Source organism: Flavobacterium succinicans (assembly GCF_001662485.1).
In the GTDB taxonomy this organism is placed as follows: domain Bacteria; phylum Bacteroidota; class Bacteroidia; order Flavobacteriales; family Flavobacteriaceae; genus Flavobacterium; species Flavobacterium succinicans_A.
Genome location: NZ_JMTM01000017.1, coordinates 524,889 through 548,094, shown reverse-complemented (window position 1 = coordinate 548,094; position 23,206 = coordinate 524,889). Strand labels below are relative to the sequence as shown.

Below are 23,206 nucleotides of genomic sequence, written 5' to 3'. Positions count from 1 at the left end.
ATAAACCCAAGAAAATCACAAACATCCATTGCTAAAAATAAATTAAACATAATTTTAAGAAGATTGCTTCGTCATTATTAAAATATTCGTAAAAAGACTAAACAGTTCTAAATCTTTACAAAAAAACTGTATTTTTGAAAAATCAAAATGGAAAAGAATAACAGCACATACACACTACTAATGACAACTCCAACTGGGGTTGCTTTTGCTGTTACCGCTACTACAACTACCACTACTACCCTTTAGGGGTATACTTTATTACATATCATCCGTTTATCATCCCATCTATTGTATAGAAAATAGACTTTTGGGAGGCAGCAAACCTTAAGCATTCAATTACATAAAAAATATAAAAATGAGAGTATTAAAATTTGGCGGAACTTCTGTAGCCAATGCCGATAATATCAAATTAACTTTAGCCATCATTGCACAAAAAGCAGAAAATGAACCTTTAGCCGTAGTCGTTTCAGCCTTAAGCAAAGTAACCGATTTGCTACAACTCGCCGCTTCTAAAGCCGCACAAAACGACGAAAGTTTCAGAAACATCGTTTTAGAAATTGAGAAAAAACACCTCGACACCTTAAAACAATTAATTCCAGTTAGTGAACAAAGCGCTTTGCTGAGCCACATCAAACGCATCATCAATCACTTAGAAACATTATTGGATGGTTGTTTTTTATTGGGCGAATTATCTCCTAGAACTTCAGATACGATTTTGAGTTTTGGTGAATTGTTGTCGTCATTTATCATCGCGGAAGCTTTGAAACAAAATTTAAAAAGCACTAACTACAAAGACAGTCGCGAACTAATCAAAACCAACGCAACTTTTGGAAAAGCTAGCGTGAATTTTGAGCTGAGTAATGCTTTAATTCAAAATTATTTCAAAAATAATGACTCACAAGTGGTGCTACTTCCCGGATTTATTGCTGCTACCGAAGACGGCATTACTACAACTTTAGGGCGTGGCGGATCAGATTACACTGCTGCTATTTTTGCTGGCGCATTAAATGTAGCCGAATTGGAAATTTGGACAGACGTGAACGGAATGTACACTGCCAATCCAAAACTCGTAAAACAAGCGCAACCCATCGCTACTATTTCGTATCAAGAAGCGATGGAATTGTCTCATTTTGGGGCTAAAGTTTTATATCCACCAACGATTCAACCGGTATTGCAGAAAAACATTCCTATTTGGATTAAAAACACTTTTGAGCCCCAAGCCAAAGGCACTTTAATTTCGAATTCCGTTGCTGCGAATGGAACACCAGTAAAAGGAATCAGTCATATCGATAACATTACACTTATTACGCTCGAAGGCTCGGGAATGATTGGTGTGGCGGGTTCTTCCAAACGTCTTTTTGAAGTGCTTTCGAATGAAAAAATCAATGTCATTTTCATTACACAAGCTTCTTCTGAACATTCGATTTGTATTGGTATTCAAAATTCAGATGCCGAAACTGCCGAAATCGCCATCAACAAAGCCTTCGAAATTGAAATTGCTCAAAACAAAATAGAACCTTGTATCGTTGAAAAAAACTTATGCATCATTGCTTTAGTTGGCGAAAACATGAAAAATCACCAAGGACTAAGCGGACGTATGTTTAGCACTTTAGGAAAAAACAATGTTAATATTCGTGCGATTGCACAAGGTGCTTCCGAAAGAAACATTTCAGTAGTGATTAACGAAAGAAACGTTAAAAAAGCCTTGAACACCCTTCACGAAAACTTCTTTGAAGAAAACACCAAGCAACTCAATTTGTTTGTGATGGGTGTGGGTAACGTGGGCGAAAAATTTATAGAGCAAATTCACCAACAAAAGAAATTTTTAAAAGAAAATCTAAAAATCAATTTGCGTGTCATTGCCGTTTCGAATTCCAAAAAAATGCATTTTGATGAAGAAGGCATGTCTCTCAAAGATTGGCCATCACTTCTAGCAAATGGTGAAGTTAGCAACGCTGAAGCCTTTGTAAACAGAGTAAAAGAACTTAATTTACGCAATAGTATTTTTGTTGACATTACTGCCAACGAAAAGGTAGCACAATTGTATGAACATTTCTTAAGACAAAATGTAGCCGTGGTCACTTGCAACAAAATTGCATGTTCATCGGCTTATGCTAACTATCAACATCTTAAAAAATTATCCCGAAAATACAATGCTCCTTTTTTATTCGAAACCAATGTAGGTGCAGGATTACCAATCATTGATACGGTTAAAAACCTAATCGCATCTGGAGACAAAGTACACAAAATACAAGCCGTTTTGTCCGGAAGTTTGAACTTTATTTTCAATAATTTTAATGAAAACAATCCTTTTGATGAAGTAGTAAAAGAAGCTGGAGTACAAGGTTTTACAGAGCCTGATCCTAAAATCGATTTGAGCGGTATTGACGTAGCCCGAAAGATCCTGATTCTGATTCGCGAAAGCGGCTATCAAATGGAAATTGAGGACATAGAAAACCTTTCTTTCTTACCCGAAGAATGTATGAATACGACCAACAATGATGATTTTTTCAAATCCTTACTTACTCATGCATCGCATTTTCAACAGCTATTAAAAGAAGCCAACGAGAAAGAATCCCGTCTAAAATTTGTCGCACAATTCGAAAACGGCAAAGCCAATGTTGGGTTGCAATGCATCGCCAAAGACCATCCGTTTTACAACTTAGAAGGAAAAGACAATATCGTATTATTCTACACCGATCGATATGTAGACCAACCATTATTGATTAAGGGAGCTGGCGCAGGTGCAGCAGTAACGGCTTCAGGAATTTTTGCCGATGTCATTCGAATTGGAAATGTGTAAATAGAGTTACTAAGAGACTAAGTTCCTAAGCCTCTAAGATAATTCAAACTTAGAACCATAGAAACTTAGCCACTCAGAAACTAAGAAACTAAAAAAAATGAAAGAAATAAAACTATTTTGCCCGGCTACTATCGCTAATCTTTCTTGTGGATTTGATGTCTTGGGCTTGTGTTTGGCCACGGCAGGCGACGAAATGATTGTGCGAACTTCTACCGAAAAAGGCGTTCGCATCACCAAAATCGTAGGTGTCGATTTGCCTTTAGAAACCGAAAAAAACGTTGCTGGAGTAGCCGCTTTAGCCCTGCTAGAAGCTTTCGAAACAGAACTAGGTTTTGAAATCGAGATCTACAAAAATATCAAAGCTGGAAGCGGTATTGGAAGTAGCGCCGCAAGTTCAGCCGGAGCCGTTTTTGGAATTAACGAATTGCTAGGCCGACCTTTTTCACGCAAGGAATTAGTACAATTTGCCATTCAAGGCGAGAAACTAGCCAGTGGCAATGCCCATGCTGATAATGTAGCCCCTTGCCTTTTGGGAGGCTTCACTTTAGTAAGAAGCTCCAACCCTTTGGACATTATCAAAATCGACAGTCCCTCAGAATTATATGCAACAGTAGTTCATCCACAAATTGAACTCAAAACTTCGGATGCGCGATCGGTTTTAAAGCAAACCGTTTCCCTAAAAAGTGCCATTACCCAATGGGGCAATGTGGGTGGTTTAGTCGCAGGATTGTACACTCAGGATTACGAACTCATTGGTCGTTCATTACATGACGAAATCATAGAACCCGTTCGCAGCATGTTGATTCCTGGTTTTGATGCCATCAAACAAACCGCTTACGAAAACGGTGCTTTGGGCTCTGGAATTTCAGGTTCTGGCCCTTCGATTTTTGCGTTAAGCAAAGGCGAAACCAATGCCAAAAAAATAGCCGATGCCATGAGTAAAGTGTATGAAGAAATGAAGTTGCCCTACGAAATTCACGTGTCGAAAATCAATCCTGAGGGAGTTACAATAATAGCCTCCTAACCCCCAAATAGGGAATACTGTTTATGCAAGCAAAACAACACACTAATTACTAATCACTAATTACTGTCAGCTCGAGCGCAGTCGAGAGCGACTATTCACTAAAAATGAAATACTACAGTTTAAACCATAATGCACCCAACGTTTCTTTTGAGGAAGCAGTGGTACAAGGATTGGCCTCCGACAAAGGCTTATATTTCCCAGAATCGATTCGCCCTTTGGCAGCCGAATTTTTTGAAAACATCGAAAATCTTTCTCACGAGGAAATCGCTTTTCAAGCCATTCAACAATTTGTGGGTGACGAAATTCCAGCCGATACTTTACGCCAAATTATAGCCGAAACACTTTGCTTCGATTTTCCTGTAGTCGAAGTAGAAAATGGCATTTATTCGTTAGAATTATTTCACGGGCCAACGATGGCGTTCAAAGATGTGGGCGCCCGTTTCATGTCGCGTTGTATCGCCTATTTTAACCGAAACGATCCATCTAAAAAGAATACCGTATTGGTAGCCACTTCTGGGGATACGGGTGGTGCCGTAGCCAGTGGCTTTTTGGGCGTTGCTGGAGTAGATGTCGTAATCTTGTATCCATCGGGTAAAGTAAGCGACATTCAAGAACGCCAATTGACCACTTTGGGACAAAACATCAAAGCGCTTGAAGTAGACGGTGTTTTTGACGATTGTCAGGACATGGTCAAAAAAGCATTCTTGGATCCTGAATTGTCCGCTGTTCATTTAACTTCTGCCAATTCCATCAATATTGCGCGTTGGTTACCCCAAATGTTCTACTTTTTCTTTGCTTACAAAGCCTTGAAACAACATCAAAAACCCTTGGTCTTCTCGTGTCCGAGTGGGAATTTTGGGAACATTTGCGCAGGCATCATTGCCAAAAAATTAGGATTACCTATCGAACATTTTGTAGCCGCGACCAATGCCAACGATACCGTACCGCGTTTCCTAGAAAATGGCGTGTACGACCCAAAACCTTCCATCGCAACGATTTCGAATGCTATGGATGTGGGCAATCCGAATAATTTTGTGCGCATACAAGAAATGTATCAACAGGATTTGAAGCAATTCGAAAAAGACTTCTCGTCCTACACCTTTAGCGATGCCGCCACACTCGAGGCCATGAAAACCATTCAACAACAAAAAGGCTACATCGCAGAACCTCATGGCGCTGTGGGTTATTTAGGTCTAAAAAAAGAACTACAAAACCATCCCGATGCCCTTGGAATTTTCCTCGAAACCGCCCACCCTATCAAGTTTTTAGACATTGTAGAACCTGCATTGGGTGTGACTTTACCCATTCCGTCGCAAATAGAAAGTGTCTTAAACAAAGATAAAGTAAGCACCAAAATCAAAACGTATGAGGAACTGAAAGCGTTTTTACAAAACCAATAATTCCACCACTACCCTATTCATAAGCGATTTCTGTAAAGGAGTCGCTTTTTTTTTCAGGAGCTTAAACCTGCTGTCCGTTACAATCTCCGCCTCGGTTGGCTTTTTTGGCTGGGCCGCAAAGGAGCTTCTTAGGTCGCTCTTTCCGTCCCGCCAAAAATAGCCACCCGAGCCAGAGGATTTCCACTCCCATCAGGGCTAGGGAAGTTATAAATCAGGACTTAGTTCTACAATAATCAGTATTTTTTCTATTATCTTTAAAAAATGAAAACTAGATAAGTTAAAAAATTATTTCATAGATTACCTACTTTTGCACAGGAATCCGTATTAGATGAATTGCTTCAAGCATATGAGATTAGTAGACAAAAAGAAGTCAATAAAAATAATTCAATCTCAAATCAATGGGTATTTAATCAGCAAAACGCCAATTAGCATTTTACTTTATTAAAACTAAACACAGAAAAAAAACTAATGGTAACAGCTACAACGGATTTGGAAGATTTACTTCGTCAATTCGCTATTGCTCTGGTGTAAAGTCCTAAAAATGAACCTAATTTAGTCCCAAAAACTAATGTTTTATCGGAACATTAGATGGTAATTGTTTAAAAATAAAAAAACATAAAAATTAACTGAATATATGAAAACTAGAGTTACTACTAAAATGATAATCACTTTATCATTTTTTGCATTTACTATTTTAACAAAAGCCCAAAATGCAAGTGTTGAAAAATCAACTTATGGCATTCAAACCGGTGTTTTAGGAATTTGGGTACACCGAGAGGTTAAACTTGCAAATCAAATTGCTTTACGAGCAGAATTAGGAATGAATGCAGGAATTTGGGGCGGAAATTTTTATCCTAAAACTGGCTATTTAATGACTCCTGTGATTACTTTGGAGCCAAGATGGTATTATAATTTAGAAAAGAGACAAGCGGAATCGAAAAGTATTGCAGGCAATAGCGGGAATTATTTAACCATACAAACAAGTTATCATCCAAATTGGATTACAATATCAAATTATGACAATGTAAAAATAGTAAACCAACTTTCTATTATACCAACATGGGGAATAAAGCGAAATATTGGGCAACATTTCACCTATGAGACAGGAATTGGATTCGGTTATAGATATTATTTCGCAAAAAGCGAAGGTTACACTAAAGACGAAAGTTCAGCTGGATTAAATCTGCATTTAAGAATTGGTTATAGATTTTAACAATCTTAAAAAAAACAAGAGATATAAAATACCTTTTAACCCTATGAGTTAGAAAGGATTTGTGTTATTTGCTTAACTAAAAATTGATTTTTTATTTGTAAGTTCCTGTTAATTTAAACATTAACAATAATTTAGCATCTACCTACTTGTAATACTGAAACGAAGTCGATACTTTTGCCGACCCAAAAAAAAAAAAAAAGGAAAAGCCGAACACCTTAGTAAAAAGTAGGCCAAATTAAATACCATCACCATGAAAAATTCATTAAGATTTTTATTTGTTTCAGTTTTTTTAGTTTTATTATCTTGTTCTAAAAATGACGATGAACCAACAATTACAACAACCTATAAACTTACCATGAAAGCTACAGTTCCAACTGAGGGTAATACTGTTTTTTCGACAATAACTTATAAAAAAGCAGATGGTACGACTGCTACAATCAATAACACTAGCACTTCATTTTTAGAATCTTTTACTATTTCTAGCGGGTTTAATGTTTTATTTAATGTTTCTGGCACAAATAAGTCCACAAGCCAACCCAATATAAGTATTAATTATATGATCGAAAAATATGAAAACAATGTTAATAAGGGTATGATATGCTATGGTTCTTCAACTTCAGTAGGTGGAAGTTCAGGTTCATGGACATTTAATTCAAATAATAGTACTACATTTAATGGAACTTCTTGCCAATAAATAGAAAATTAAACCAACAGCTATGATAGAAATTATAATTCAAAAATTGTAATTCGAAATTGTAGTTTTAAATAGACTTAAACTTAATAAATGAAAGAAAAATTAGGTATTCTATTAAACAGAATATCCAAATAAATGAGCCATTGTTGGTGTGGTTTACTTTCTTTCATTTAGTTTAATCGCTGCAAATCTATAGTTTTTTTTTATACTATATTTTATATAAAAAAAACGTCACTTTAAGCTAATAATTAACTTAATAGCTATTCAATAGTTGTATAATTCGAAGCAGAATATCTTCTTTTTCTGTTAAACCAAATTTCAATCTATCAAAGATTTCTAACTTCATTTCTTCTTTAGAAATAAGTTTCTTGCCCTGAGTTTTAAATTTTCTTTACGAGAAAAACTTCTTTCTCCAAACTCCTCTTACATTTTTCTCTATTTACAACTGTGGCGCTTTTATCCTCAACGCTCTGTAGAATTCTGATATTTTTTTTCTATAATAACTCAATTTGAAAACTTTCTCATAAATTTTGCGAACCTTTTATATTGCTGAACAATAAACTTTCTGAGATGCCTAAGGTAGCATGGCTTAGGTTTTGAGACAAACTGAGGCTAGTTAGCGATGACGATTCTCTAAACTCAAACCACTTGTCAAAACCTTGACTTTAGTATCTTTGCAGAATGTTCAAAACCATATCCATTGCCGACCTTATCAATCAATCTGAAAAACAGGTTGATTTTTTGGTGGACCGTTTTGAAGATATGGTTGAACCTGAAAATATCGAATTTCCACATAAGCACAATTTTTACAGTATCATGTGGATTACAAATGGTAAAAGCAAACAGCATATTGACTTTAAAAATTATACTGTTTTTGAAAACACTTTGTTTTTTATTTCGCCAGGACAATTGCATTTATTTGAAGAATGGGAAGACATTGAAGGCTTTGTAATTGCATTTACAGAATCCTTTTTTCTGCAAATCTTTCAGAATAAAAACATTCTTTTCGAGCTTTCTTATTTGGATAATTTATACGAAAATCCATTTTTGCAACTTAAAAACGAAGACATAAAGGCATTGAAACCTATCGTAGATTTACTTTTTCATGAATCGAAAAACAGTGAACAAAACCACGATACCATCCAAGCATTATTGTTGGTTTTATTAAGATGTATCCAAAAATTATTTTCAGCCAAAAACGAACAAAACAATCACAAACATCAAATCGTAATTTTTAAGCAGTTTAAAAATTTAGTCGAATTAAATTTCAACAAAAACCTTTCTGTTTCTGATTACGCCTCACAACTGAATATTTCTGCCCATCTTTTAAATACTTTCATCAAAGCAACTAGCGGAAAAACAACCACCGAGATAATCAAAGAACGAATTATTCTGGAAGCCCAACAATTTCTTCATTTTTCTGAATTGACGGTAAGCCAAATTGCCGACCAACTCGGTTTTGATGACAGCAGCTACTTTGCCAGATATTTCAAAAAAGAAGTTGGACTTTCTCCCCTAGATTTCAGAAAAAACAAAATCTAAAAGTACCGATAAACCTACGATTTGTCCTAACCTCATCTGTATCATAGTCCTCATCTTTGCAGTAGCTAAAGTATACGTATGACACTCGAAGAAAAAGGACTTATTATTCCACCACCAGTATTAACTACTTACCCACAAATGGTAAGCCATGCCATTCAACAGTGGCCAAATGTAATGGCTGCAACCCATTGGGATTTGTACAACAACACCAAAGTAGATGGTGCAGATTTTTACGTAGGCAAAAATGAAATAGGACACATTCATTTAGATGGCACAGTGCATTTGGCCACAACTAATGAACTAAGAATACCGCTGCTAAAAAACAATTTGGCTCAAAAATTCCCTTATAGCGGAGAATATGAAGGTTGGGTACTATTCAAAATCACTACTAAAAGCGATGCTGAACATGCTATTTGGCTTTTTCAACTAAATTATGAAAGACTCATGGGACTTTCAATTGAAACTTTACTTTCTAAAATAAACAACCACTCAATAAAATAATTATGTCAAAAAAAGTAATCGTTTTCGGAGCAACAGGCTTAATGGGAAAACAAATTGTAAAAGAAAATCTAAAAGCAGGAAATGAAGTAAGCGTCTACATTCGCCAAACCGACTATTCTGAAAATGTAAACATCATTACAGGAGAACTGAATGATGAATCTAAAATTGCAGCAGCCATCAAAGGATTTGATGTCATTGTATCGGCTGTTGGAAACCGAAATTACGAAGACCCAACAATGGTAGTGGCTCCCATCGGAAAAACATTGGCCAAATTCGTTTCCGAAGAGCAAAGATTAATTTTAGTTGCTGGTTCAGGGCTTACTTTACACGACAACAAAACCTTGCGTAGAGATTTGGCAGGACAACCCGATTTTCTAAAACATCAAAGAGCCGATCATTGGGAGGCTTATACCAGCATTGCACCTTTAGACCTTAACTATATTTTCATTTGCCCCACTATGGTGGTAGAAGGCGATGCAGATGGAAACTATTTTTCACAAGAAAACTATTTCCCAAAAAGTGAAGCCAAACAAATTTCCGCAGGAAATGTAGGTCATTTTATCGCAAAGGAAATTGGCGAAGCAAAATTCAATAAGACAAGAATTGGTTTAGTAAATTCATAGAGGTTTCATTGATAATTAGACAGTTTAAGCAATCGAATTAAACCAAATGAATTGAAATTAGTCTAAAGCATTAGATTAATCCCAAATTAAACAGTAAGCTTCCCGTCGATGCTTACTGTTTTAACAAACAGAAGAGCGGACAGACTGTTTTCGAAAAAGGCAATACTTTTGTATTTTGAATTCAAAAATGAGCGTCAGTTTTAGGTTTTGAAAAAGACATCGAAGATTACATTTGACTAATCAATCAAGTGCGTAAACAAAAGAAGTAGCGTCACTAAACTCCTCAATTGTATGCAAAAAGGTGGACTAATTCCGCTGTAATAGTTTTCGAATACGCAATTTGGGATACTATGAAATAGTAATCATTTTAAATTCAAAAATTATGAAAAATCATTTAGTAGTATTTGCCTGTCTTGTAAGTTGCTGTTCTATTCAGTGCAGTTCGAACGATAACACCAACGTACAACCCACAACTCAAACGAAATACATTGACAATTTGTATACTGTTTCCAAAACAGCCGATTTAACCTATGCCAATGCTTTAAACATTGAGGGAAATAATCAAATACTAAAATATGATTTATACCAACCTACCGAAGACAATCAAACCACTAGACCGCTAATAATTGCGATTCACGGAGGAGGTTTTATAGAAGGCTCAAAAGAAAACCCAGGTACCGTTAGACTTTGTGAAACCTTGACAAAAAAAGGCTATGTAAGCATGTCCATTAATTACCGTTTAGGATACGAACAACCTAAAAATGAGAAAACATATTCAGAGGCAGTTTGGCGGGCACAACAAGATTTACGAGCTGCTATCCGATTTGCAAAGGCTAACGCAGCAAAACTTAGAATTGATGCTTCTAAAGTATTTATTTTAGGAGGTTCTGCAGGCGCAGTTACTTGTTTGAATGTTGGGTATTTAAACCAAGACGAAGCGCCAATTATTATCAATCAAACAAAATGGGGAACTATTGAAGGAAACTCAGGTAATTTGAATTTCAGTTCAAGTGTTAAAGCTATTATAAGCATCGCTGGCGGGCTTACAAATCCAAGTATCATTAAAACCGGAGATGCACCTGTTGCTTTTATTCATTGCAACCAAGACCCCGTTGTGCCTTACAATGAAGGCTTAGACGATAACGGTTTTTATATATATGGCAGTTTTTATCTGAATAATTTAGTAAAAACATTAGCAATAAAAACCGACTTACTTACTTATATTTCTACCAGTCATTCTTTTGCCGCTAATCCCGAAAATGTGACACAAACTACGGATTACATTGCGGCTTTTTTATATCCTTTGGTAAAATAAACCATCATAGACTGAGAATTTGGTTTGGCAGACTGAAAAGTAGCTTATAGTTTAAATATATTAGCTAAATGAAATCAGATGTTACATTACTGTTATCCAAAATCTGAATAATCAATGGCATCTTCGAGCTTAAAATTAGGTTAATCCTCTGCGAAGCGCTTAATCCTATAAAATAATGCCTTAAATTTGAAGCAAAATCAATCAACAAAAAGCAATAGGTTACAAAACACCATTCTTTTTGCCAAAACCTTCTTTGAAGGAATGCTAGTCGTAGGATCAAAAAAACAAATAACTTCTCTTCCATGGATCACATCACTTCCCAACATCCAGCCGATATTGCCGACCAACTGACCCAAAAAAACAGTAAAGATCGCGTGCTTTCCTTTCTTCTATTGGCAGGTGATGCCAAAGCCGAGGTGTTTCCGTATTTTGACAGTGAGATTCAACAAGAACTCATTTTGAATTTGGGAAACGAAGCCACCAAGGAACTGTTTAATGAACTCGCTCCTGATGATAGAACGCTACTACTGACTGATTTTCCAGATAGCATCATCAAGGAAATTATTAATTTATTGGATCAAAAAGAAAGAGAACAAGCCCTGAATTTGTTAGGCTACGAAAGTGATAGCATTGCCAGACTCATGACACCTCATTATATTCAGGCGAAAAAAGATTGGACCGTAAAACGCGTGTTGGAATCAATTAAAATCTATGGTAAAAAAGCCGAGACCCTCAATTTTGTCTATGTAGTCAATGACAAAAACAAGCTGATTGACGATTTACGTATCGGTCAATTACTCATGGCAGAAGACACCACTTTGATAGAGGAACTGATGGATAGAAACTTTATCGCCATTCGCACTACCGAAAAAATTGAGGAAAGCTTAGCTATTTTTGATAAATACGATCGCGAAGCCTTGCCTATTGTTACTGAAAAAGGCATCTTGGTGGGCATAGTTACTTTTGACGACTTGTTGGAACAAATCGAACAACGTGATACCGAGGACATGCAGAAATTTGGGGGTATGGAAGAATTGGATCTCTCCTATACCAAAACGTCACTTACCGATTTGGTTAAAAAACGTGCGGGTTGGCTGATTGTGTTGTTTTTAGGCGAATTACTCACCGCCTCGGCCATGGGGCATTACGATGAAGAAATAGCCAAAGCCGTAGTATTAGCCCTATTCGTACCACTAATCATTTCAAGTGGCGGAAATTCAGGATCGCAAGCGGCTTCCTTGATTATCCGTGCTATGGCGCTAAAAGAATTGCAGTTGCGTGATTGGTGGTATGTGATGAAAAAAGAGATGATTTCTGGATTGCTATTGGGTGGCATCCTTGGACTTTTGGGGTTTGTACGCATTGCAATTTGGCAAAAAACCGGAATTTATGACTATGGCCCGTATTGGTTTTGGGTGGCGCTTAGCGTTTCGACTTCGCTCCTACTGATCGTTTTATGGGGAACACTTTCGGGTTCACTGATTCCGTTTTTATTACGTAAACTAAAACTCGATCCTGCTACGGCTTCGGCACCTTTTGTGGCTACTTTAGTAGACGTTACAGGATTGATTATTTATTTTTCCATTTCGGCGCTGTTCTTGGCGGGAAAATTGCTGTAACTCATAAAATGTAACTCATTTTCTTTTTTTTTTAGAAATTGCAAGTATCAATAGCCCTTATTGACATTTTGCTGACATCCTGAAGAAGTAAACCTTATTAATTCTACCTAACTAAATCGCACCTCTTGAACAAGCGCTGCCATTCTTCATTTGTCGGAATGACTGAACATGAAAACATAAGTCAAAGATAAAATTACTGTAACGCTCTGTTTCGTAGCTAAAGTAAAGTTTTTTTTTTTTGAAAATGAATTGCATTGTTCATCCTAAATCGACGGCAATTTTACTTACAAAATCACTAAGTATCAATAATTACATGGCATGATTGAATTTAAATTGGTACAGAATCGATCCTTTTTTAGTTGATCTCACCTTGTAATCAATCAAAATATTTTACCTTTATTTTTCTCAAAATCAATCCACTATGAATAAAGAAGAAATATTGTACGCTTTTCAATTCCGTCACGCATGCAAAGAATTCGACACCAACAAAATCATACCCAAAGAAGATTTTGATTTTATTTTAGAAACCGCTCGTTTATCGCCTAGTTCATTTGGATTTGAACCTTGGCATTTTGTGGTGGTACAAGATAAAAACTTGAGAGAGCTTCTCAAACAAAATGCGTGGGGAGCTCCTAAAAAATTAGAAACTGCAAGTCATTTTCTATTAGGACTTACCATGAAATCACCTTTGACCAAATGGGACAGCGAATACATCGCTCATTTCATGAAAGACGTGCAACAACTTCCAGAAGAAACCATCAAAGGAAGAAGCAAATTCTTTGAAGACTTTCAAAAATCAGATTTTGATCTCAATAACGAACGACATTTATTCGATTGGGCCACTAAACAGAACTATATTGCATTGGGCAATATGATGACAGCTGCCGCCATGATTGGCATAGATTCTTGCCCTATCGAAGGCTTTAGCCAAAAAATATCCGAAGCCATCCTAGCCGAACATTTTGACATCGACACCACCCAATACGGCTTGGCTTATATGGTCGCTTTTGGCTACCGAGTAATCGAACCGCGCTCAAAAACCAGAAGAACAATCGAAGAAATCGTAACGTGGAAATAAGTTGAAGGTAGAGTTTAGAATATAGCAGGCATATAGAAAACAGTTTAAAACTTAACCTTAAACACTTAAATTTCAAACCCTTAAACTTTTAAACCCTTAAACATTTAAACCTTAAACCCTTAAACATTTTACCCAATTACCCAAAACCCTACTACCCTATAACAAGTAACAAATTTTTCCATAACAAATATAAACAGATTATGAATTTACCACATTTATTTTCAAAGTATCAGTTAGGGGCCATCGAATTAAAAAACCGATTCCTTATGGCACCAATGACGCGTTCTAGGGCTTCAGAACCAGGCGAAATTCCAAATGCATTAATGGCTGAATATTATGCACAACGTGCTTCGGCAGGGATTATCGTTACCGAAGCCGCACAAGTTTCACTCCAAGGCACCGGCTTCGCCAAAACTCCCGGAATTTACACTGACGAACAAATCGAAGGTTGGAAATTGACGACCCAAGCCGTTCACCAAGCAGGAAGCGCCATTTTTATCCAATTATGGCATGTTGGACGTGTAGGTAGTGCCAAAGTCAATGGTCTGCAACCCATAGCGCCATCGGCGATAACCGCACAAAATACCAATGTGTACCTATTTGATGGCGCACCCAATGGCGATGCAACTTTTGTACCCGCAGACGAACCAAAAGCCATGACACAGTCCGACATAGACCAAACCATTGCCGAATTTGTGCAAGGTGCCAAAAACGCAATCGCAGCTGGTTTTGATGGCGTAGAAATTCACGCTGCCAATGGTTACCTCATCGACCAGTTTTTGAGAACCAACAGCAATCAACGAACCGATAACTACGGAGGAAGTAAGGAAAACCGCATCCGCTTTTTGATCGAAACCACTACTGCCGTGGTAAAAGCAATAGGGAAAGAAAAAACAGGCGTTCGCTTGTCGCCTACAGTTCTTTTCAAAGGATTGAGCGATCCCGAAATCCTAGAAACCATTGCCCTTGCTGTAGTTCAACTCAACGCCCTCGACATTGCTTATATCCATTTATGCGAAGCCGACTGGGACAATGCACCGCAAATTCCAATGGATTATAGAATTCAACTCAGAAAGGATTTCAACAACACCATCATCGCCACTGGAAAAAAAACTCCCGAAGAAGGTGAGCAATTACTAGCCGCGCAACTCGTGGACTTAATTGGTTTTGGCCGCAACTTCTTGACCAATCCCGATTATCCCCAACGCCTGCTTCTAGATGCCCCACTCAATCCCATCAGCGACACCCACACGCTTTTTGGAGGAGGCAGCAGCCGTGGCTATACCGATTATCCATTTTGGGAGCAGCCCGCCTAAGGACCGCAAGTACGTCCCCTCCCGTGATTCGTTCTATCTTTGTAGCCGAACCCCGGCCACAAAGGATGCCACTACTCCCGGGGCTAGCCACCACGAATAGGTTTCGAACAACATTAAAAAAACAACGCTTCTCTGGGAATGGAGAAGCGTTTTTGTTTCTATTAATTATAACCTATTGTATTCAAGATAATGAATAGCAAAATAATTTTTCATTGCCTTTTCCATAATGATAGTATCCAATTCGAGCAAATTCTTTTTAATGTCCCAACCTTCAATCAACACTTCATCGTCAGCATCAATTACTTCTCCTTCAAGTTTTCTCAAAAGAATATCACTCAACAATATAGAGTCACAGGAATAATAATTAGGATAATATGCCTCTATAAAAGACCGGTAGTTGATAGAATTGAGATTTATCATAAGACAGCAAAAAAAATATCAGTTTAATTAAAAATAATTATCCTATAAACAATTGATTAGTGAATAATGAATGTGGAGCAGAAACTAAATTAATATCAAACTTTAAAGAAGGTTCTATTCTTGAGCTAGCATTATGAATACGAAATGAAATTTGCCATCCTTCACTCAGAGTAACAATTAGAGTGGTTTTAGAATTATCCTGATAAACAACCTCAATTAATCGATTGGGCAACTTCAATTTTGGAACTTTAGCTTTTGGTTTAATATTCTCAAATGGTAAATTTAATGTACCATGCAAATTATAAGCTTGAATTTCTACTTTGTTCTTTCCTTTGATTACTTTATAAAAATCTTGATTACCAACCAAATAACTTATTAACTTCTCTGCAACTATACCTTGATTTTCTTTATCCAACCTCAATAATTCTTTTTTAAAAGCATCTAATACTGGAACATAAACCGAAGTATGGTAATCACCTAAAGTATCCCATTTTTGCTTAGATTTACTAGAGGTTCTAATCTCAGCCAGTTTATCAAAAATCGGTTTTATTTCATTAAAGTAATCAGATGAACAAGGAATACCTAACCATTTCAAACCAAAATCTATATCATTAGATAATCTAGAATGTTTAACTGCTCTATGATTATTTTTGGCTGAAATTCCAATCTCCCATTTTTGTAAAGAACGAATAGCCAATACATCTCTTACATCTCCAAACTGTCCTGCTTTATCAGCTACTACTTCAAGTTCTAAAATATCAGAAGAATCGATACCATTTGACAATCTGGGTTCTATATCTAGAAGAAAATTAACTGCAAAACTTGCTACAAGATTATAATGACTTTGTTCGGTTTCATTAAAACTATCAAAACATTTAAAAGCTGTTTTATAAGAATCGTTTTCAATAATTACAACTTTAGTTAAATCTTTAAGTCTAACATGAAATTGGTTCAAAAGTGAATACTCGAATGCTTTTCCGTTAATTGTTTGTATAGATTTTTTTATCATTATGCTGATATAGTTTTAATTATTTCATTCATTTTGTCACGGACAATATTTCCATTTATATCACTATTTGTAAATTTTCTGTTATCATCCTTCAAATCCTCAATTGCACTTAAATCAAGAAAAATTTTCTCTGCCAAAATTTTACCAATTTGCACTGGAACAGCATTACCTATCATTTTGTAACCAGCAACTACATTAGAATACTCAAAAGAAAAAGTATCTGGAAAAGTTTGTATACGAGCACATTCACGCACACTTAATCTTCTATATAGATGCTCCTTATTCTTTTCAAATTCACGAATATTTTGCTCAATAAATTTCATTTTAGGAGCCTGAGGATGTAAGGGAGCATGTCTACCACCAGCCTGAATTGTAAAAGAAACCTCATCCCATGACCTCACTCTATTTCTTGACATAAACATAGATGAAAAACCTCCAATCATGTATTCGTGATTTGAAATCTTACAATCTGAACCATTAGTAAAATTACCCGTTCTTGCTGGTAAAACATTATCTTTTAAATCACTTATTACATTTTCTAAAGTAACTTTCTTTTCAATTGTTGTAGGCTTAGGAAATAAAAACTTAATTCCTAAATCCTTTCTATAACCAATAAAAAAAACACGTTTTCTGTCTTGAGGAACCCCATAATCAGAAACATTTAATAATTGAAATGATAATTCATATCCAATATCAGTAAACATTTGTTTTATATTATTTAATGCATCCCTGTGTGTAGGTAACAACATACCCGAAACATTTTCTGCTAAAAAAAATTTAGGCTGTTTATCAGCAAGAATTCTAATAAACTCATAAAAAAGTTGCCCTCTTTTATCAGCTATTCCTCTTTTGGAACCAGCTTCAGACCAACTTTGACATGGTGGACCACCAATTATACCATCACAATCTGGCACTTCACTTGATGGTATATCTACAATACTTCTTCTATCTAATACTGTATTTTTATGGTTTTTCTCATAAGTTGCCCAAATTTGCTTATCATATTCATTAGCCCATACAACATCAAATCCAGCATTTTCAAATCCTAAATCTAAACCACCTGCACCCGCAAAGAAAGAAACTACTTTTAATTTATCGACTTTCATCTTTTAAACTTTTTATCATTAAAGAATGTTGCTAAATCTGTTTCAAGTGCAACAACTATTTTTTCTAAAATCTCTACTGAAACATTTCGTTTCCCTTTTTCTATATCTGAGATATAATTTCTATCAACATCAGAAATGTTGGCTAAATACTCAATGGTAATATCCTTTTCTAGCCTGAGAATCTTGACTTTGTCTCCTATTTTTTCTTTAATATTCATGTTTCTAAAAATACTTTTATGCCTACAATTGTACTGCATACTATCGTAAGCAAAGCGCCGTTAGTTGTTAACAAATTATACTTCATAAAGTAACCAAAATCCCTCCTCCCCAACCCGCCACTTGCTACTTTGTTTTAAAAAAGCTACTTTTATGCTAAAATCGAACGTTTGAAACCTAATATCCAAAAAAGTATTTCGGTGGTACGCAAAATAGTCTTGGGGGCTGTCCTCTTGCTATTGGTTTTGGGTATAGCGCTGCATTTGCCTTTTGTACAACGTTTCGCCAAAGACCAAGCGGTCGATTACCTACACCAAAAAATCAAAACCAAAGTGCAAATTGACTCGCTTTCGTTTGGGCTTTTTCAACCCATACAACTGCACGGCTTGTATTTGTCCGACCAAAAGAAAGACACTTTACTGGCAGGACAACACCTTGTAGTCGATTTTAGCCTAGTCGATTTGATGAGCAACCAACTAACGTTAAACAGCATTACACTAGAGGGTATTACTGCCAAAATTGACCGTAACCGTCAAGGCACTTTCAATTTTGATTACATCACCCAAGCGTTTGCTGCTCCAGAAAAACCAGAAGAAGAGCCTTCGGAACCTATGGCTATCGTGCTGCATAAAATCAAGCTGAACCAAATACGTTTCGTATACAATGATGCCAAAGCGCCCATCAAAGCCACACTCAAACTCAAACATTTCGACACCGAATTCCAAGCCTTCGATTTAGAAAAACAAGAAATCGACCTACCCAAAATCAAAGTCACTGGACTCACCGCAGACGTATCTCAAGCCCTAAAAGCAACTCCCAAAACGGTAGTGTCCAACAAAAGGGCTGCGGCTACCACACCCGTTTGGAAAATCAAATTGGGCGAAATGGATATTCGAAAAGTACAACTCGATTACTTAGAATCCGTTCAAAAAACCAAAGCCCATGTTTCCTTCAAACGCTGGTACACCAAAATAGATTTGATTGATTTGGCCAATGAACTCGTGGTCATCAACACCCTGAATTTCGAAAACCTAAGAGGTGCCGTAGCTTTGGGCAAAGTGAATAAGATTGCAGCTCCCAACCTCACCAACCCCGCCGAAAAACCGAACCAATGGGAAGTAAAAATCAATCAAACCGATGTCGCTCAACTGTTTTTTCAGTTTGACAATGACAACTTTAACCGTCTAGCAAAAGGATTGGATTACAACCATATCCAACTCAAAAAAGCCCATCTCAAAGCGAATAATTTTCATTACAAACCCGAATCGATTGCGGTCAACGTAGCTTCTTTTGCAGGAAAAGAACAAAGTGGTTTGGTCATAGATTCCCTCTCCACCGACTTTTTCTATGGCCCCAAAAACAGCTATTTGAAAAAGCTGTACCTCAAAACACCTCAAACCCTTTTGCGCAACCAAGTGCTTTTGGGCTATCCTTCTATAGCGGCTCTAAGTAAAAACCCGGGTGAGCTATCCGTAAAGGCGAATCTAAAAAAGAGTCAGTTGGGTTTCAAAGAGGTGCTTTTATTGGCGCCACAACTCGCCAATACCAATCCGTTTGCGAGTAATCCTAAAGGAATTTTGCTGATTAACAGTACCGTTTCGGGCAAACTGAATCGCATCGAAATTCCCAATCTCGAAGTGAGCGGCATTGGCAAAACCAAATTGCAAGCGAGTGGTTCTATCGTTGGCTTACCCAATGTAGACCAAGCCCGATTCGACATCGCCATTCAAAATTTTGAATCATCGGCACAAGATATTAAGCAATTCGCTCCCAAAGGAAGTTTGCCTTCGAACCTTAGCTTGCCCAATCAGCTTAACGGAAAAGGAAGTTTCAAAGGAACGATTCATTCCTTTTTTACCGATGTGGTGCTGAATAGTAGTTTTGGCAAAGCCAAAGTAAAAGCCACCTTCGACCAACGTCAAAAAAACAAAGAACGCTACGACGCCCAAGCCGAGTTGATGAATTTTGATATCGGTCGTTTGATTCAGAATAAGGAGTTGGGGAAAATGAGTAGTCGCCTCCGAGTAAAAGGAACGGGATTGGACCCCAAAACAGCAACAATTGTAAGTACGGGAACGGTATCTAAACTGATGTACAACAAGTACACCTATCAAAATTTGAGTTGGAATGGCGCAATGAAACAAGGGCTTTTTGAAGCCACAATGGATGCGAACGACCCCAATTTGACTTTTACTTTGACAGGAAATGGAGGGATGAACGGTAAAACGCCAAAAGGAAACGTAAAACTTCATTTGGACATCGCCGATTTAGAAAAACTAAACCTTCACGCAGGCCCTTTAAAGCTAAAAGGAGAAGTGGATGCCAATATCCTTTCCGCCGATTTGGACCGACTTAACGGAACGGTAGTCGCTCATCAACTCGTAGTTACCAACGAAAAAGGAGCATTCCCAGTAGATTCTATTCAATTTAAAGCGGTATCCAATAAAGAAAAAACCGAATTGCTCTTGCATTCTAACTTTATGAATGCCACTGCGGAAGGACCGTTTAAGATTATCCAATTGGCAACAGCTTTACAAAACTCGATAGCGCATTATTACAATACGGCACCAAAAGCTAAAAGAAAAACAACGGCTCCGCAACAATTCAGCTTTACGCTCAATACCAAAGAGAGTCCGTTATTTGCCCAGTTATTGCCCGAGGTAAAGGAATTGGCACCTATTCAGTTTTCTGGGCGTTATAATTCGGTAAACGATTCGATTGCAGTTACAGGAAAAATGCCAAAACTAGTGTATGGCAATCAAACCATCACCAATGCCAATTTGAACATTGCTACTAATGACAATGCGCTGAACTATAGCGTAACCATTGATGATATTCAAAATCCACAAATGCAATTGCCTTTTACTTTACTCTCTGGAAAAGTAGCCAACAATCAAATCGATTATGCCTTGCAACTTAAAGACAACAAAGACAAAGAGCGCTATTTTCTTGCTGGAAATGTAAAAACCAGTCAAGGCAATACTTTGCTCCACTTGGATAAAAACGCCTTGCTGAATTACGAAACTTGGCAATTGCCAGAAAACAATCAAATCGTTTCGACGCCCAAAGGATTGATTCTTTCGGATTTCAAATTAGAACACGAAGGAAGCAGTATTAGTGTGCAATCGCAAACGCCAAACGCCAATGCACCTATCGCTTTGGCATTTGAAAATTTCGACATCCAAACGCTAAGTAGTATGGTCGAAAAAGACGATTGGCAAATGAGCGGAAAAATCAACGGAACGGCTGTGGTCAAAAACATAGCGACGCAACCGCTTTTCACCTCGGACATAAAAATCGATGCCTTTACTTTCAAAAAAGAAGCTGTGGGCGATTTTGTGATTCAAATTAAAAACGAAAGAGAAAACGAATACGATACGCACGTAGCCCTCACAGGTCAAGAAAATGACGTAAAGCTAGACGGGACTTTTAGTAGCCAAAGCGATAATTTCGATATGAAATTGGCCATCGAAAAACTCAATATGAAAAGTATTCAAGGCTTTTCTATGGGGCGACTAACGAAAAGCACCGGATTTTTATCAGGTAATTTCGATATTTCAGGAACCAGCGCAACTCCCAATTTGACAGGGCAATTACAGTTCAACGATGTGGGATTCAATGTCAAACAACTCAATGCGAACTTCAATTCCATTAATGACGCTATTATTGTTGACAATCAAAAAATGATCTTCAAAAAGTTCACCATCAAAGACGAAAAAGGAAATGATTTAACTATCGATGGCAACCTTGACACCTCTGCATTCAACAACATTGGTTTTGATTTGGCCATTAATGCCGAAAATTTCAAAGCCATCAATTCGAAAGCCAAAGACAACGAATTGTTCTATGGCGAATTGTTCTTAGACAATCAAATAGCCATCAAAGGAACAATGAACCAACCAATCGTCACGGGAAAAGTAAAGGTCAATAAAGACACCAAATTTACTATTGTTGTCCCACAATCCGACCCCTCAATAGCCGACAGAGAAGGCATTGTTGAGTTTATCGACCAAGACCATCCTGCCCTGGCAACTACTTTAAAAGGGGATGAAAAAGCCAGTCAAAGCGACATTATGGGCATCAATGCATCAGTGGATATTACGGTAAACAAAGACGCCGAACTAACAATGATTATTGATAAAACTACGGGCGATTTTGTAAAAGTAAAAGGAACGGCCAACTTAAACGGTGGTATTGACGCCTCCGGAAAAACTAATTTGACCGGAAAATATGAGATAGAAGAAGGACAATATGAAATGACGTTCAGTTCCATCAAAAAGAAATTCGACATCAAAAAAGGAAGCTACATGTTATGGAAAGGCGAACCTTTGGAAGCCGACATCAATATTACCGCAGTGTACAAAGTCAAAACGGCACCTATTGACTTGGTGTTAAACCAAATTGGCAGTGTTTCAGAGGCAGAAAAAAACACCTATAAAGAGAAAATCCCGTTTGAAACCGAGCTGAAAATGACGGGCGAAATTATGAAACCCGAAATTGTTTTTGATATTATATTGCCCGACAATACTTCGGTTTCCTCGAAAGTAATTAGCAAAACCAAAGCCAAATTGGCGCAATTACGCCAAGACCCGAATGAAATGAACAAACAAATTCTTTCCTTATTACTCTTTGGTAATTTCTTAGGCGAAAATCCATTGTCGAGCGAATCAGGTTTTTCGGCAGAATCAATGGCAAGAGGTAGTGCGAGTAAAATTTTATCCAATCAGTTGAACAACTTTGCTGGCAATTTAATCAAAGGTGTCGAATTGAATTTTGATTTACAATCCACCGATGATTACTCTACTGGACAAAAAGAAAACAAAACCGATTTGAATGTAGGCGTATCCAAAAAACTATTCAATGACCGCGTAAAAGTCACTGTAGGGAGTAGTTTCGAATTGGAAGGCAGCCAACAAGCCAATGAAAAAGCCACCAATATTGCAGGCGATGTTTCTATCGATTACCAAATCACAAAAGACGGTCGTTACAAAATAAGAGGGTATCGAGTAAACAAATACCAAGTAGCCCTTCAAGGAGAAGTAGTTGAAACAGGCGTTTCTTTCATCATTACGATGGATTACAATAAATTTAAAGAGTTGTTTCAGAGAAGTAAATAAACAGTAGTTGAAATTAAAACAAACCACATAGAATCATAGATTAAACCTAAATAAAAAAAGAATAAATAGCAATAACATTATTTCACACATAGAACAACTATGTGAATAGTAAAACGTCTTTTTTCTCTTTTAAAACTAAAACTTCTATGTCTCTAGCCTGCACTGAGGCATCGAAGTGTGGTTAAAAATAATAGCAACCGTTAAGTAAAT

Annotated in this window: 17 protein-coding genes; 13 read left to right on the top strand and 4 right to left on the bottom strand. The window is 37.0% G+C overall.

The window, feature by feature from the left end:
• The first annotated feature begins 355 nt into the window (after positions 1-355).
• The 12 genes from thrA to FLB_RS04500 all read left to right on the top strand — a co-directional run bounded on the left by thrA (position 356) and on the right by FLB_RS04500 (position 15,128).
• Positions 356-2,803, top strand: a complete 2,448-nt coding sequence (thrA, locus tag FLB_RS04555; RefSeq protein WP_064714763.1) for a bifunctional aspartate kinase/homoserine dehydrogenase I — start codon at positions 356-358, stop codon at positions 2,801-2,803.
• A gap of 97 nt (positions 2,804-2,900) precedes the next feature.
• Entirely contained in the window at positions 2,901-3,827 is a 927-nt protein-coding gene (locus FLB_RS04550) for a homoserine kinase (protein ID WP_064714762.1), read from the top strand.
• Positions 3,828-3,931: 104 nt separating this feature from the next.
• Entirely contained in the window at positions 3,932-5,227 is a 1,296-nt protein-coding gene (gene thrC / locus FLB_RS04545; RefSeq protein ID WP_064714761.1) for a threonine synthase, read from the top strand.
• A gap of 634 nt (positions 5,228-5,861) precedes the next feature.
• The gene (locus FLB_RS04540) at positions 5,862-6,440 is read left to right on the top strand and encodes a hypothetical protein (RefSeq protein ID WP_064714760.1); all 579 of its coding nucleotides are present in this window, start codon (positions 5,862-5,864) and stop codon (positions 6,438-6,440) included.
• A 250-nt stretch (positions 6,441-6,690) separates the two neighbouring features.
• Positions 6,691-7,134 carry a hypothetical protein gene (locus FLB_RS04535; protein ID WP_064714759.1) on the top strand — a complete coding sequence of 148 codons (444 nt, stop codon included), beginning with the start codon at positions 6,691-6,693 and terminating at the stop codon, positions 7,132-7,134.
• Between the two features lie 681 nt (positions 7,135-7,815).
• Positions 7,816-8,676 carry an AraC family transcriptional regulator gene (locus FLB_RS04530; RefSeq protein WP_064714758.1) on the top strand — a complete coding sequence of 287 codons (861 nt, stop codon included), beginning with the start codon at positions 7,816-7,818 and terminating at the stop codon, positions 8,674-8,676.
• Between the two features lie 78 nt (positions 8,677-8,754).
• Positions 8,755-9,177 carry a luciferase family protein gene (locus tag FLB_RS04525; protein WP_064714757.1) on the top strand — a complete coding sequence of 141 codons (423 nt, stop codon included), beginning with the start codon at positions 8,755-8,757 and terminating at the stop codon, positions 9,175-9,177.
• Between the two features lie 2 nt (positions 9,178-9,179).
• Entirely contained in the window at positions 9,180-9,800 is a 621-nt protein-coding gene (locus tag FLB_RS04520) for an NAD(P)-dependent oxidoreductase (protein ID WP_064714756.1), read from the top strand.
• A gap of 382 nt (positions 9,801-10,182) precedes the next feature.
• Positions 10,183-11,115, top strand: coding sequence for an alpha/beta hydrolase (locus tag FLB_RS04515; protein WP_064714755.1), 933 nt, complete (start codon positions 10,183-10,185; stop codon positions 11,113-11,115).
• 302 nt (positions 11,116-11,417) lie between these two features.
• Positions 11,418-12,734: a magnesium transporter gene (gene mgtE / locus FLB_RS04510; protein WP_064714754.1), complete on the top strand. Its 1,317-nt coding sequence runs from the start codon at positions 11,418-11,420 to the stop codon at positions 12,732-12,734.
• Positions 12,735-13,155: 421 nt separating this feature from the next.
• The gene (locus tag FLB_RS04505; protein WP_064714753.1) at positions 13,156-13,812 is read left to right on the top strand and encodes an NAD(P)H-dependent oxidoreductase; all 657 of its coding nucleotides are present in this window, start codon (positions 13,156-13,158) and stop codon (positions 13,810-13,812) included.
• A 200-nt stretch (positions 13,813-14,012) separates the two neighbouring features.
• Positions 14,013-15,128 carry an alkene reductase gene (locus tag FLB_RS04500; protein ID WP_064714752.1) on the top strand — a complete coding sequence of 372 codons (1,116 nt, stop codon included), beginning with the start codon at positions 14,013-14,015 and terminating at the stop codon, positions 15,126-15,128.
• A 165-nt stretch (positions 15,129-15,293) separates the two neighbouring features.
• Here the strand turns inward: FLB_RS04500 and FLB_RS14235 are convergent, their stop codons facing one another.
• From FLB_RS14235 to FLB_RS04485, 4 genes are all read right to left on the bottom strand, one after another.
• A complete protein-coding gene (locus FLB_RS14235; protein WP_157490531.1) occupies positions 15,294-15,452 on the bottom strand; it encodes a hypothetical protein in 159 nt (52 codons plus the stop codon).
• Positions 15,453-15,585: 133 nt separating this feature from the next.
• Positions 15,586-16,557, bottom strand: coding sequence for a HaeIII family restriction endonuclease (locus FLB_RS04495; protein WP_064714751.1), 972 nt, complete (start codon positions 16,555-16,557; stop codon positions 15,586-15,588).
• Positions 16,557-17,663: a DNA cytosine methyltransferase gene (locus FLB_RS04490; protein WP_064714750.1), complete on the bottom strand. Its 1,107-nt coding sequence runs from the start codon at positions 17,661-17,663 to the stop codon at positions 16,557-16,559. Before FLB_RS04490 ends, FLB_RS04495 begins: the two co-directional genes overlap by 1 nt.
• Positions 17,660-17,881: a helix-turn-helix domain-containing protein gene (locus tag FLB_RS04485; RefSeq protein ID WP_064714879.1), complete on the bottom strand. Its 222-nt coding sequence runs from the start codon at positions 17,879-17,881 to the stop codon at positions 17,660-17,662. Before FLB_RS04485 ends, FLB_RS04490 begins: the two co-directional genes overlap by 4 nt.
• A gap of 168 nt (positions 17,882-18,049) precedes the next feature.
• On the opposite strand from FLB_RS04485, the gene FLB_RS04480 reads away from it, so the two are divergent.
• On the top strand, positions 18,050-22,996 hold the full coding sequence (locus FLB_RS04480) for a translocation/assembly module TamB domain-containing protein (RefSeq protein ID WP_064714749.1): 4,947 nt from the start codon (positions 18,050-18,052) through the stop codon (positions 22,994-22,996).
• The last annotated feature ends 210 nt before the right edge of the window (positions 22,997-23,206 follow it).